At 45.9% G+C, this 13,271-nt stretch carries 8 protein-coding genes; 4 read left to right on the top strand and 4 right to left on the bottom strand.

Annotated elements, in window-relative coordinates; translation table 11 throughout:
• The gene (locus tag ACPEGP_RS11165) at positions 1-315 is read right to left on the bottom strand and encodes a DUF4298 domain-containing protein (RefSeq protein WP_423813464.1); all 315 of its coding nucleotides are present in this window, start codon (positions 313-315) and stop codon (positions 1-3) included.
• A gap of 139 nt (positions 316-454) precedes the next feature.
• On the opposite strand from ACPEGP_RS11165, the gene ACPEGP_RS11170 reads away from it, so the two are divergent.
• The 4 genes from ACPEGP_RS11170 to ACPEGP_RS11185 all read left to right on the top strand — a co-directional run bounded on the left by ACPEGP_RS11170 (position 455) and on the right by ACPEGP_RS11185 (position 8,746).
• Positions 455-4,378 (top strand): AAA family ATPase, encoded by a 3,924-nt coding sequence (locus ACPEGP_RS11170; protein WP_423813465.1) that lies wholly within the window; start codon positions 455-457, stop codon positions 4,376-4,378.
• A 226-nt stretch (positions 4,379-4,604) separates the two neighbouring features.
• Positions 4,605-5,618 carry a cell division protein ZipA C-terminal FtsZ-binding domain-containing protein gene (locus tag ACPEGP_RS11175; protein WP_288726402.1) on the top strand — a complete coding sequence of 338 codons (1,014 nt, stop codon included), beginning with the start codon at positions 4,605-4,607 and terminating at the stop codon, positions 5,616-5,618.
• A gap of 265 nt (positions 5,619-5,883) precedes the next feature.
• Positions 5,884-7,980 carry an NAD-dependent DNA ligase LigA gene (gene ligA, locus ACPEGP_RS11180; RefSeq protein WP_423813466.1) on the top strand — a complete coding sequence of 699 codons (2,097 nt, stop codon included), beginning with the start codon at positions 5,884-5,886 and terminating at the stop codon, positions 7,978-7,980.
• A gap of 250 nt (positions 7,981-8,230) precedes the next feature.
• Positions 8,231-8,746, top strand: a complete 516-nt coding sequence (locus tag ACPEGP_RS11185) for a hypothetical protein (RefSeq protein ID WP_423813467.1) — start codon at positions 8,231-8,233, stop codon at positions 8,744-8,746.
• 183 nt (positions 8,747-8,929) lie between these two features.
• On the opposite strand, the gene ACPEGP_RS11190 is transcribed toward ACPEGP_RS11185, so the two are convergent.
• The 3 genes from ACPEGP_RS11190 to ACPEGP_RS11200 form a co-directional block, all read right to left on the bottom strand.
• Entirely contained in the window at positions 8,930-9,463 is a 534-nt protein-coding gene (locus tag ACPEGP_RS11190) for a hypothetical protein (RefSeq protein ID WP_191691504.1), read from the bottom strand.
• A gap of 233 nt (positions 9,464-9,696) precedes the next feature.
• Entirely contained in the window at positions 9,697-10,110 is a 414-nt protein-coding gene (locus tag ACPEGP_RS11195; protein WP_423813468.1) for a hypothetical protein, read from the bottom strand.
• Between the two features lie 492 nt (positions 10,111-10,602).
• Positions 10,603-13,071, bottom strand: coding sequence for a YgiQ family radical SAM protein (locus ACPEGP_RS11200; protein ID WP_423813469.1), 2,469 nt, complete (start codon positions 13,069-13,071; stop codon positions 10,603-10,605).
• Positions 13,072-13,271: the final 200 nt, after the last annotated feature.

Genomic DNA, 13,271 nt, shown 5'->3' on the forward strand with positions numbered 1-13,271 from the left:
TCACTCCTTATCAATCGCATTAAGCCCCAAACGCATCCACTTTCTGGCTAGCTCATCATGGTCGCTGAGCATACTCCATAGCGCATCTTCACTAAAGATTGAGTGCGCTTGACCCGAGTGCTCAATCGGCAGATCCGCTTCACGGTCTGTCATCCATTGCGGGTTGAGATAGTACTTTTTCAACTCGTTTTGCAAGGCTTCAGCGCGCAAAAACTGCTGCTGCGCTTCAAGCTGCTGACGATGCAGCTCACACCATTCTTCATATTTTTGCTGTAATTCTTGCGGATTATATTTTTCAAAATTGTCTTCAGTCATTGTCATCGCCTTAATTTTTATTTTTTAGATGAATTATGTAGATTCTCAGCACTATTATAGCATCCCTCATAAACTCTAAAAACTCGTCACAATTTGCGGTAGAATAGCCGCCTGTTTTTGCTAAGTTTATCGATATTTCATGCGCCTAAAATCTCTCAAGCTGGCAGGCTTTAAATCCTTTGCCAATCCAACCACTTTTACCTTCCGTCATGGTATCACCGCTATCGTCGGGCCAAACGGCTGCGGCAAATCCAACGTCATTGATGCCATTCGCTGGGTGTTGGGTGAAACCTCTGCCAAGCAATTACGCGGCGGGGCGATGAGTGATGTCATCTTTGCCGGCACGCAAGATAAAGCGGCCAAAAGCGTTGCCAGTGTTGAGCTGACCTTTGAGCATACCCAAGATGAGCAGACGGGTATTCGCCATGAGTTTAATCTGTACCATGAGCTGTCTGTCCGCCGTCAGGTAAATTTAGAGGGACGCTCAGACTATTTTATCAATGGCACGCGCTGTCGCCGTCGTGATGTGGTCGATGTGTTCTTGGGCACAGGGCTTGGCGCGCGTAGTTATGCGGTCATCGAGCAGGGCATGATTGGGCGTATTGTTGAGTCTAGCCCGCTGCAGCTGCGTGAGTTTATCGAAGAGGCTGCTGGCGTTTCTCGTTATCAAGCGCGCCGTGAAGAGACGCAAAAGAAACTTGAGAAGACGCAGGATAATTTAGCCCGTCTGCACGATATGCAAAGCGAGCTAGTCAGCCAACAAAAGCGCTTATCTAAACAAGCGGCCAGTGCCGAGCGTTATGAAGAGTTAGCGTTAGCGCTTGCCGATATCAAGCAGCAACTTGCCATTCAACAGCTTTATCAAGCAAAGCATCATCAGCAGCAGCAAAAAATCGCTCATGAGCGCAGCGCTAGTGAAGTTGCCGTTTTACAAGCCAGTTATGAGACTCTAAAAGCGAAGCAAGATAAGCTTGCGGCTCATATCAATCAAGAGCAGTGGCTAAAAGACGATGCGCAAAGCAACCACTATCAGCAGCAGCTAAGCTATCAACAAGCAGAGCATGAGCTTAGTGACGCAAAATCACAATTAAATGTAATTGCACAGCAGCTTACCAGTTTAGAGCAGCAGCGTCAGCAAGCGGTAAGCGAGATTGAACGCTTAAAAACTGAGCAAGCTGAGCAGCAAAATATATTAGAAGAGTTGCGCCCACAGCTTAGCGAGCTTAACGATAAACGCGACAGGCATAAACGCAACGAGCAGCCCTTACAGCGCGCTTACCATGATGCGCAAAATCAGCTATCACGCCTGCAAGATAATAATCGAGCGCTTGAGCAGCAGCAAGCGATTAATAATCAAGCGCAAAAACGCCAGCAGCAAAACCATGATAAATGGCAACGCCGCCAGCAGAACTGGCAAAATCTCTGGCAGCAGCTACAACGGTCGCTAGCACCTATTGATATTGTTGATGTAAGTGAGAAAGGTAATTCGAGCAATTTACAGCAGACGTTAGATACGCAAGTGACTGAGCTCAATAAACAGCTGCAGCAGATTGAGCGCCAACAAGACAGTATCGATGAGCGCCTATCTGAGCTACAACCGCAAGCGCATGAATTACAGCAACGCTTAAATACTCAACGGCGCGAGTTGAACGAGGATGAAAAATGTCATGCGGTATTGGCAGGCGAGTACGATACCCTGCATCAAATATTGCATCCGAAACCGACAGCAAAACCGCAACAGCTTGCTAACGTAAAAACTGCTTTAGAAAGTGATATAGCCAAGGATTATAACGAATTGGCCATTACCACCTTACGTGCGCAGATTGAGTTAAGCGCCAAAGGGCAGCAGCACGCAGAGCTACTCGATAGTGTGTTGGCGTTATGGCTGGATAGCCATGTGCTGATTTCTAAGCAGTCAAGCGATAAAAATATTAATGGCAATTCTCAAAAAGCTGATAGTTTATGGCAAGCGCTCGAGCAGGATTTAACAGCTGTATTTACTTATCAAACCACGCAAAACGAGAACGACAATTCAAAGAATAAATCGCAGCTAGAAACTGGTCATAGTCTATGGCTACCTGCTCAGACAAATGATAAAGGCGCAAAATCATTTATCAGTGCTTTGCCAAATCACTTAACGGATAAAGTATTGTCATTATCAGCGCTGATTACTGCACCAAATTTAGCGTTGTGGCAGCACTGCTATTTATATAGCGCGCAACATGAAATTAATAATCAGCAAACGTTAGAAGATTTGGCTGTTACTTTAAAAGTATTGCCAGCATCAGCCATTTTACTAACCTCGGACGGCTGGCTTATCAGTCGTCAGGGTACGATTAATTTGAGCAAATTTGCTGGCGCGCAAAATGGTCAAAACGATAGCAATAATCGGTTTTTAAGCCAGCGTTTGCAGCAACGTAGCCGTTTACAAGCGTTAGAAGATTTACTTGATGAGTTCGAGACTAAAATACAAGAGCAGCAAAAGGCGATTGCTAATAATCAACGCAACTATGATGCCCTAACGGTCAGCTTAGAAGAAACGCGCGCGCAAGCTGAGCAATTAATCCGCGATAAACACCAACACCAGCAAAAGCTGACCACCAAGCGCGCCAATGCGGAACGACTACAAGCGGACAGTCAGCGCCTAAATGCTGATAAAGTTGCCCTTGAGCAGGAACAGCAAGAATTAGAGCAAGAGCAACAAACGCTGAATCAAGAACAGCAGCATATCCAAAGCGAGATAGCAGCGCTGACGCCGCAAATAGCAGATGCGTGTTTATTAAGTCAGCAATTGCAGGCCGAGCGCAGTGAGCTAAATCGCACGCGGCAGGCGGATGATGACGCTTGGCAAGCAATGCAGCTGCGTATTCAGCAGAGCGAGATGCGCTTAGAGCATAGCGTTAGTAGTCTTGCTCGGGCAACTACGCAGCATGAAAAGTCGCTGCAAAACGAGCACAGTCTAAAAACTCGTTATGAGCAGCAGCAAAATAAAATGCCAACCTTGCAATCAGTATTGCAGAGCGCACAGAAAGCGCGCGATGAGCAGCAGGCAGTATTAACCACACGCGAAACGGCATTAACAGCGCTTAAAGAGGAGTACAGTCAGCAGCAGACCGAACTAGATACGCTACAAAATACCTTGCAAATGCAGCAATCTGAGCTTGCCGGTCTTGCCACTGAGCTAGCATTAAGCGCTGCAAAATTAGAGGATGCCAGTAGCCATACCCAAGAAGCGCTAGAGGCTTATTACAAGGTCGGCCATAAACATAAAGTGCCATCGGAGATGCCGCAGCCGCAACAACAAGTAATGAGCGTCTCAAATTTATTGGCGGATTTTATCGCCCATGATCGCCGCGTCCGCCCAGATAAAATCGCAGAATTAGAGTCTGAGCGTGCGAAGCTTGAGCAGCAATTAAGTAAAATTGGCGCGGTCAATCTCGCCGCAGTAGCAGAGCTTGCAGAAGTTAATGAGCGCTTAGAGCCACTCGCGCAGCAAACAGCAGATATTGCTGCCAGTATGCAGACCTTGACGGAAGCGATTGCCTCGATTGATGAAACCACCAAAACCCTGTTTATGCAGACACTCGATGCGGTCAATAACGAGCTTGCCAATTTATTTGCCAAAGTCTTTGGCGGCGGGCAAGCAAGCTTAACGCTTAATACAGACGAGATGCCTGCCAATGCGCCAAAGTCAGAACAGTGGCGGGCAGGGTTGACCTTAATGGCACAGCCAAAAGGTAAGCGCAATAGTCGTCTTGCGGTACTGTCAGGCGGCGAAAAAACATTGACCGCGCTGAGCTTAATTTTTGCCATATTTAAGCAGCATCCGGCACCATTTTGCGTGCTTGATGAAGTCGACGCGCCGCTTGACGATGCCAACGTCGCCCGTTTTACCAGCTTGATAAATGAGTTGGCAGATGATTTGCAGTTTATTTTTATCAGTCATAATAAGCTGACGATGCAGATTGCTGATGAGTTAAAAGGCGTCACCATGCCAAGCGCGGGGATTTCTACCTTGGTCAGTGTGTCGCTTGATGAGGCAGCAAGCTACCTTTCTGATTAAGAGCAGCCGAGTAGCAAAATAATTAATAACGGCAAGCGCTTGTCAGTGGTATAGTTAGGGCTAGCATTTAAAGTCAGGCGAGTAGTCGGAAAATTAGTCAGTGAAGGCTTCAGAGCCAATGATAAACGCTGACTATATGGTGACGATATGCATTAGCCATGCTAGACTATTGCCATTTCTTCGCACTTGTACTCTCCCTTTTGTCATATATTAGGATGTATTTCTCATGACCGCTATCCAGTTTATCTTGATCGCCATTGCCGCATTTATCGTGCTTGCAGGGCTATTTATGGTCATTCGCAGCTTTAAACGGCGCAAAACTGCTGAGGCTGCCGCGGTCAATTATGATAAAAACGGTATTCCCATTATTCCGCGTCATGAGCGCAATATCGTCGAGCAGCCAGACTTGGACGATACGGTCGCAGGCGAAACCAGCATCGCCCCTGATCGCAGTTATCTCAATGCCGTGGTTGAAGATGCGCCATTGACCCAATCTCATAGCAATGTCAATGCCCAGCTAACCGCTGATCGCCATGATAGTAATGAGGATAATGGCGTGGTAGATGACGCCGACTATGCGCGCTGGCAAGAGGAGCAGCAGCGAGCGGACAACAGCGAGTTCACCGAAGCGGCTGAGCAGATGCATATCGAGCAAGAGCCGGACGCGTTTTCCAGCCTCATGTCAGCGACTGACAGCTTGATGCCAGTCATTGATACCGCTGACGAGCCAAGCTTTGATAATAATAGCCCGATACTCGATCAGCATCTCTCAGAGCCAGTTGATGAAGCGCAAAATGGTCCGTTAATTAATGCCAAAGACAATATCAATATCACTATCTTGCCGCATCAGTATCGCGACCGCCCAGCAGCAGTAATTCGTGGGCGTGATTTGCTGGCGTTAGTGGATAAATATGGTTTGCGTTATGGCGCGATGAATATGTTCCATCGCTATGAGCAAAAAGACGGCACCGGCATGCTGTGGTTTAGCATGATGGGCATTACGGATAGTGGTATCGCGCCTTTTGACCCGCATAGCGTGGCGACCAATACTTACAATGGCGTGGTGCTGTTTTTATCGTTGCCGCATCCGCAAGCGCTACGCAGCTTTGACAGTATGATGAGTATTGCCTATATGATGGCAAGCGATTTGGACGCCGTGATGCTTGACGAAGACAATGACCCCATTACCCCAGAATATAAACAGCAATTGCGTAACCAAGTTCGCGATTATGAAGGGTAAAATCTGAATAGATAAACGGTTAAAATTATTCCTAAAGTATTGTAAAAGGCAAATAGCGCTTGACGTTATTTGCCTTTTTTAATTTTTAAGCTTTGATTGCAGAGCGTTTCATTCGCCTGATGTTCTATAAATTTAGCTGTCTATATACCTAGTTCTCTACAGAAGCGGCTCTGTACAGGATGAGTTTTCAACAAAATCATATCCGACTAACCTGCAAACTTGTTATCATATCGGCATCTTGAATTGCAAAAAAAAGACGCCGACTATGACTGATCCTATTGTACCGACTGCTTCTAAAAATGCTGCTTCTAAAAATACTGCTGATACCCAATCTGCAGACAATGCTGCTACCATCGTTGCTCAAATGCGCACGCTCATTGATAATTTAAAAACGCATAATTATGCCTATTATGTGCTTGATAATACGATTTTAGAAGACAGCGAATACGATCAGCTGCGGCGTTCTTTATTGGAGCTTGAAGAAGCGTATCCTGATTTAATACAGCCGGACAGTCCAATCAATCAAGTTGGCGACACGCCGCTGTCCGCCTTTACCCAAGTCAGACACGACGTGCCCATGCTATCGCTTGGCAATGTCTTTGATTATGACGAGCTGCATGGCTTTATGCGCCGCGTCAATGATCGGCTTAATGACGCGCAGAAAAATCCTGAATATGAGATGGAGCTGAAGCTTGATGGCTTGGCGGTATCGCTCAAATACGAATATGGTCAATTTGTGCAAGCGGTGACGCGCGGTGATGGGCAAACGGGCGAGGATATTACTCAAAATGCCAAAACCATTCGCAATCTGCCGCTTTGGCTTACTGCTGCAAGCGAGATTCCATTATTAGAAGTACGCGGCGAAGTGCTGATGCCAAAAGCTGGTTTTGAGCGTCTCAATCGCTTAGCAGAAGAAAAAGGCGATAAAACCTTTGCCAATCCACGTAATGCCGCCGCTGGTAGTTTACGTCAGCTAGATCCCGCTATCGCTGCCAGTCGTCCGCTGGCTTTTTATTGTTATTCTGTCAATCAAGGTCTACCTGAGAGCATCGTTACTCAATCAGCCGCATTGGCTTGGCTTGGTGACATAGGTTTTAGCGTCAGCGTGGTGAGAGTGGTAAAAAACCCACGCGAAGCACAGGCCTATTATGAGTCGATGATTGGAACCCGCAGTCAGCTGCCGTTTGAGATTGATGGCATGGTTATCAAGGTTAATAACTTAGCATTGCAGCAACAGCTTGGCTTTTTATCGCGTGAGCCGCGCTGGGCAACCGCCTATAAATTCCCTGCCGAAACGGTGATGACGCGTCTAAACGATATCGAATGGCAAGTCGGACGCACCGGACAAATCACCCCAGTTGGTAAGCTTGAACCTGTCAAAGTCGGCGGCGTCACCGTCAGCAATGTCACCTTGCATAACTTTGGTGAAATTCAACGCTTGGATGTGCGCGCAGGTGATATGGTCAGCGTGCACCGTGCAGGTGATGTCATCCCTAAAGTCACCCGCGTTTGGACAGATCAGCGTCCAGCAGATTCAGAACCGGTTAAATTGCCAGCGACCTGTCCTGTCTGCGACTCGCCTGTGGTATTGCCCGAAGGTGAAGCGTTGGCACGTTGTACGGGCGGATTGTTTTGTCCCGCGCAGCAGCAAGAAGCGCTCATTCACTTTGTCTCACGTCGGGCGATGGATATCGATGGCTTAGGCGCAAGTTGGCTGATTAGCTTTTTTGAGCACGGTTTGGTCAAGACCGTCGCCGATATCTATCAGTTGCATAAACATCAAGACGAGCTGATTGCGCTTGAAAAACTAGGGGAGAAATCGGTACAAAACATCGTTAATGCTATCGAAGCCAGTAAGCAGACGACGCTGGCACGTTTTATTTATGCGCTCGGTATTCGCGGCGTCGGTGAGACAACAGCACAGAATTTGGCGCAGCAATTTGGCGACCTTGATGCCCTGATGGCAGCAGATATTGATAAGCTCTTACAAACGCCTGATGTTGGCGCAATCACCGCTGAGCTTATCCATGAGTTTTTCCGCGCCCCGCACAATATCGAAGTCATCACCGCCCTGCGCGAAGCGGGCGTGCATTGGGATAAAGTCGAGCAAGTAGCATCAGAGGAATTGCCGCTCGATGGGCAAACGTGGGTCATCACGGGTGCGCTCGATAGCATGGCACGCGATGAAGCCAAAGCTAAGCTACAAGCGCTGGGTGCAAAAGTGTCAGGTAGTATTTCGGCAAAAACCACCGCGCTATTGGCAGGTGATAAAGCTGGCTCGAAGCTCACCAAAGCGGAAAAATTGGGCGTTAAGATAGTGGGTGAGGATGAGTTTTTGGCGATGGTTGGTGAGAACCGTTAAAACAAAGCACTGCTTTGTTAGGTTCGCAAGAGAAAATTCCTTAAAGGGAATTTTCTGGGTAAGTTATTCTTTAATAACTCGTTCGTCTCTAGTGCAATAGCAAAATAAAAAAGCCTGGCCTCAGCATCGCTTGCTTTAATAGTGGGCAAATATGCGGGTCATGAACTGTCTTTCTTTAATGGTTTATTCGGCGCTTGTCCCTCACGCAAGAGCGAGTATAGTAATAAAATTTACTTATAGGATTGATGATATGGAAAGTTTCGTTAAAGCACTAGAACTATCTTTAATTTCTAAAAACTGGTATTCAGTATTGTTTCTCTGCCTAACTTTGCCAGATACCTGCGGTAAGGTTGACTACCCTGATGCAGGCTCAAAACAACGTACTATCAATTGGTTTAAGAAATATATAGAACCCAGTTATACAATAACATCCTGTGGCTCAGATAGAGTTTTTCTAAGTGGTGCAGATTTTTATGCTTTAAGATGTGCATTACTGCATGAAGGTCAGGACGATATTTCTACTCAGAGAGCTAGAGAAGTGTTAGAAAAGTTTAAATTTGTCCAACCTTTGCATCAAGGTATTCATATACATAACAATATGTTGAACAATACCTTGCAGTTGCAAGTTGATCAGTTTGGAAAAGACGTTTTAAATGCGGTTAAAGAATGGTTGAAAGATATAGAAAATGACATAGCTAAAATGTCTAAAACTAAAAGTATGCTTTCAATACAAATGCTAGATCTAGCAAAGGGTTTTTCAATATAATTAAATAATATATGATCAAGGCATATTATAATCAGCACCATTTTTGGGTATTTTCCAAAAACATTTTAAGTGGGCAGGTAATGGATATAGGATGCGCTAGGCGCACTAGATAAAATAAATTACTCTAATAAATTCGGTTAAACTATAGTCTATGGTAGCAATCTTCAAGAAGCATCTAGTATTCTATTTCGCCACCTCTCCATGCGCCTTAACCTCACCTTTCTTACTATCCGGCTGAATCACGATAGGTAATACCAATCCTTTCGCAAAGTCGTCTGACAGTACATAATCATAGCTACTGGCAGCAACATCAGGCGTGGTATGAATAATAAGTTTCATCTCTTTGTCGTCGGTTAGCTCATGCGAAGTATAGGTTTCGCTAAGCTGATCGAGCAGCTTTGACAGCGCTTCATTGCTTGCCATACTTATCGTCAGATTATGCTGCGCGGTGGTATTATCTACACCGAAATACTTCGCATAATCGCGCACATTTTGGCTATCAAGCGCAAACGGATACTCATAAGTGGCAGGGTCAACAGCTTTTTCGCCGCTTGCGACCAGTGACCAATCGATAGTATGCACGTCTGCTGCGTCAGCTGTTTGCGCAGCAGAAGATGTAGCAGTGCCATTAGAATCGTTGGCGCTATTATCGCAGCTCGTTAGTGCCGCCAAGCCTATGCTAGCCATTATCATCATACTTATGAGGCGCTTAACCATCGAAGTATCCTTTTATTATTGATTAACATACAGTTATTATCAGCGCTATTTTGCCAGTTTTCGCGTTGCTTCTCTAGCATAATAAAATAAAGCATTAGCGAGTACGCTTTTAAATTTGCGACCATAAAAAAACAGCCATCATTCGATGACTGTTTATATAGTGCTAGGTTTAATAGTTATGGGTTTAACAATGATGGGTTTATCATTATCAATGAGCAATTAAACCAAAATCATTATCTGCCTATTTGGCAGTTTACTTGATATTCTTTACCGTTTGCCCATTTCATTGCAAGGATACCTTTGTCTTCTTTCATGTGCCAAGCATAGACTACTTCTGGGTTTGACTCATTTACATAGCTTGCCGTATCACCTTGGACGCCGCCATTTAAAATGATAGGTTGGTCGGCCCAGTTTACTTTAGGTAAAGTCGCATTTAGCATAACTTGTTTTTTATTGATAGACTGTTTTGCCAAGATTTTGCTGTCATCGGTACAGGTGTAAGGGGCTGGCGCCATACGGTCATAGGCGACATCGGTCACGCTTTCTGACGCAGGGGTTTTGTTTGGCGTAGTAGGTGCGGTGGTCGCACAGGCACTAAGTAGCGCTAGAGTAGGTAGGGCAACAGCAACTTTGGTTAGGGTATTCATGGCATTCTCCAAAAATGTAAAAACTAGCAGGTATTTTTTGACTATGCTTTTTCTAATCGTGCGCTTTTTAACGGCGCCTTATGCATATAGCGCCTATGTTAACGAAAAGCCTTTCTAGATAATGTTAGAAATTGTTTGTTACATGTTCGTTAAGTTACTTAAACACTGGTTAATGTAACGCTGACCTTAATAGCTTCTGTAAAATAACTATAGTGGATGAAAAATAATATCGATGCATCACGCACTGCTGATATCAATTTTTCTTGCTTGCGGTGCCTGCGCAGACAGAAGCTACAAAAAATTGATATCAGTAATACCATCGCGTTTTTAGGATATTTTGACTATAAGCTTAAACAGTTATTCAAAAAAGCCAATGTATTTAATGGGCAAAACATAAAAAAGCGCCTATCGACTGCTGAGCCGATAGGCGCTTTAATTTGGGCATGGTTAAGAAAAAAAACGTTAACAGCTGCTTAATTATTTCGTATGGAACTATTTAGTTTTGCGCGGTGGCAGACCTGTATGCTGTGTTTGGAAGTTGCCTTTACTGACTTTTTTGTGATTTTTGCTCGATGTGCTTTTACCCGAGGTGTTTTTTGCAGCGTTAGGACTATTATTACTGCGTTTCACTGAGTCATTGCCCAAGCGGCTATTCTTTTTACGCGCCGATTGATAGCTGTCTTGCGCGGCATCACGACCTTCTAAACTGGCGTTAAATGGCGGAATTAAGCAGCCGCGACCTTTACCGATCAAATCCCCACGTCCCATATCTTGCAGCGCTTTACGCAGCATGACCCAGTTTTTTGGGTCGTGATAGCGCAAGAAAGCTTTATGCAGTTTACGCTGCTTGCCAGACTTGACGATATCCATATCGCCCTCACTACGACTCACTTTATGCAGTGGGTCTTTATGCGTATGGTACATGGTAGTCGCGGTCGCCATCGGACTCGGATAAAACGCCTGTACTTGGTCAGCGCGGTAGCCATGACTTTTTAGCCACAGCGCAAGGTTCATCATATCCTCGTCTCTAGTGCCGGGGTGAGCGGCGATAAAGTACGGAATCAGATATTGCTCTTTGCCGGCCTCTTGGCTGTACTGCTCAAACATGGCTTTGAATTTATCGTAGTTGCCCATGCCCGGTTTCATCATTTTTGACAGTACCGCTTCTTCAGAGTGCTCAGGGGCAATCTTTAGATAACCGCCAACATGATGGCTGACCAATTCTTTGACGTATTCAGGGTCTTTAATCGCCAAGTCATAACGCAAACCTGAGGCGATAAGAATCTTTTTCACGCCTTTGATATCACGGGCTTTACGGTATAGCTGGGTTAAATTACTGTGATCGGTAATCAAGTTATCGCAGACATCAGGATAGACACAAGACGGCTTACGGCAGTTCTTCTCTATCGTCTCGTCTTTACAGTTGAGGCGATACATATTGGCGGTCGGCCCACCAAGGTCAGAGATAACGCCAGTAAAGTTTGGCGCCGTATCACGAATCGCTTCGACTTCACGCAAGATAGACTCTTCTGAACGATTTTGGATAATACGGCCTTCATGCTCGGTGATTGAGCAAAACGTACAACCGCCAAAACAGCCGCGCATGATATTGACCGAGAATTTAATCATGTCATAAGCAGGGATGCGTGCATCACCATAGCTTGGATGCGGCAAACGCGCGTACGGCAAATCAAAGACGTAATCCATCTCTTCGGTTGAGAGCGGAATCGGTGGCGGATTGAGCCAAACGTCAATCGAGGTATGCGAGTTACCAGCGCCGCTACTATGACGCTGCACCAAGGCACGCGCGTTACCCGGATTGGTTTCAAGGTGCAAGATACGGTTGGCATGCGCGTACAACACTGGGTCAGCTTTGACGTGCTCATAATCAGGCAGGCGAATGACCGTTTGCTCACGCGGCGGCATTTTAAGTTTATGTTTACGTGCGGTTTGTGGTTTATCAAAGCCGCGCAATTGTACTACTTGCGTGTCTTCATCGACTTGGTCAGCATTTAAGACTTTATTGGTCACGGGTTCGGCGACAAAGCCTTGATACTGTTTCGCATATTGGGCTGACATACCTGTCATTGCTGACGTAGCTTGTCCAACGGGTGAGGCGCTAGTCTTATCTTGCTCGATCGAACACTGATCGACGTCTTCCGTCATCACATACGGGTTGATAATCGGATCGACACGGCCAACGGTATCGACATCATTACTGGCAACCTCGGTCATACCTGCTTGCCAATGGCGACGGGTCGGGGTCAATAAATACGCCGTACCGCGCAAACTGCTCATTTGCTCAAAGGTGTAACCTTTTGATAAGCCATGTACTACATCGACGATGGCGCGCTCAGCATTTCCATATAACAAGACATCAGCGCGCGCATCCATCAAGATACTGCGGCGGACTTTATCCGACCAATAATCATAATGAGCGATACGGCGTAAGCTGCCTTCAATGCCGCCCAAAATAATCGGCACATCAGGATAAGCTTCGCGGCAACGTTGGCTATAAACGATCGCGGCGCGGTCAGGACGCTTGTCAGCCACGTTACCGGGCGAATAGGCATCATCGCTACGGATTTTACGGTCAGCGGTATAGCGGTTAATCATGCTATCCATGTTGCCAGCGGTCACGCCATACGCGTAAACCGGTTTACCAAGCTCCATAAAGGCATCTTTGCTTTTCCAATCTGGCTGGGCAATGATACCGACGCGAAAGCCTTGCGCTTCTAATAAACGACCGATAATCGCCATGCCAAAGCTTGGGTGGTCGACATAAGCATCGCCTGAGATGATGATGACATCACAGGCATCCCAGCCAAGCTCATCCATTTCTTTACGGCTCATCGGCAAATAAGGCGCAGGCTCGTAGCAGCTCGCCCAATGTTTGTCGTAGTCGTAAAGAGGTTTGGTGCCTTGTTTAAAGGCGGTGCGGGCGATGGTATCGGCAGACATGAGCGGACCTGTTCATTAGAAAAATGGCACTAAAAAAGCCGTTATCGTTATTCATTAACAACGGCTCATTTAAAAGCGCTCATTTTAACATGAATTGCTTTCATTATGTAAAAAAGAGATTTTATAATAGCAAGGTAAGTTATTGATAGTTTGGGATAATCTTTTGCTAAGAAGGGTTATTAAACGTTAACAACCCTTCT

The organism is Psychrobacter sp. 219-2-C, assembly GCF_049560815.1.
Classification (GTDB): domain Bacteria; phylum Pseudomonadota; class Gammaproteobacteria; order Pseudomonadales; family Moraxellaceae; genus Psychrobacter; species Psychrobacter faecalis.

Bases quoted from the DNA above. Each gene is read 5' to 3' on its own strand.
- ACPEGP_RS11165 (WP_423813464.1), bottom strand. From the start codon at position 315: ATGACTGAAGACAATTTTGAAAAATATAATCCGCAAGAATTACAGCAA.
- ACPEGP_RS11170 (WP_423813465.1), top strand. From the start codon at position 455: ATGCGCCTAAAATCTCTCAAGCTGGCAGGCTTTAAATCCTTTGCCAAT.
- ACPEGP_RS11175 (WP_288726402.1), top strand. From the start codon at position 4,605: ATGACCGCTATCCAGTTTATCTTGATCGCCATTGCCGCATTTATCGTG.
- ligA (WP_423813466.1), top strand. From the start codon at position 5,884: ATGACTGATCCTATTGTACCGACTGCTTCTAAAAATGCTGCTTCTAAA.
- ACPEGP_RS11185 (WP_423813467.1), top strand. From the start codon at position 8,231: ATGGAAAGTTTCGTTAAAGCACTAGAACTATCTTTAATTTCTAAAAAC.
- ACPEGP_RS11190 (WP_191691504.1), bottom strand. From the start codon at position 9,463: ATGGTTAAGCGCCTCATAAGTATGATGATAATGGCTAGCATAGGCTTG.
- ACPEGP_RS11195 (WP_423813468.1), bottom strand. From the start codon at position 10,110: ATGAATACCCTAACCAAAGTTGCTGTTGCCCTACCTACTCTAGCGCTA.
- ACPEGP_RS11200 (WP_423813469.1), bottom strand. From the start codon at position 13,071: ATGTCTGCCGATACCATCGCCCGCACCGCCTTTAAACAAGGCACCAAA.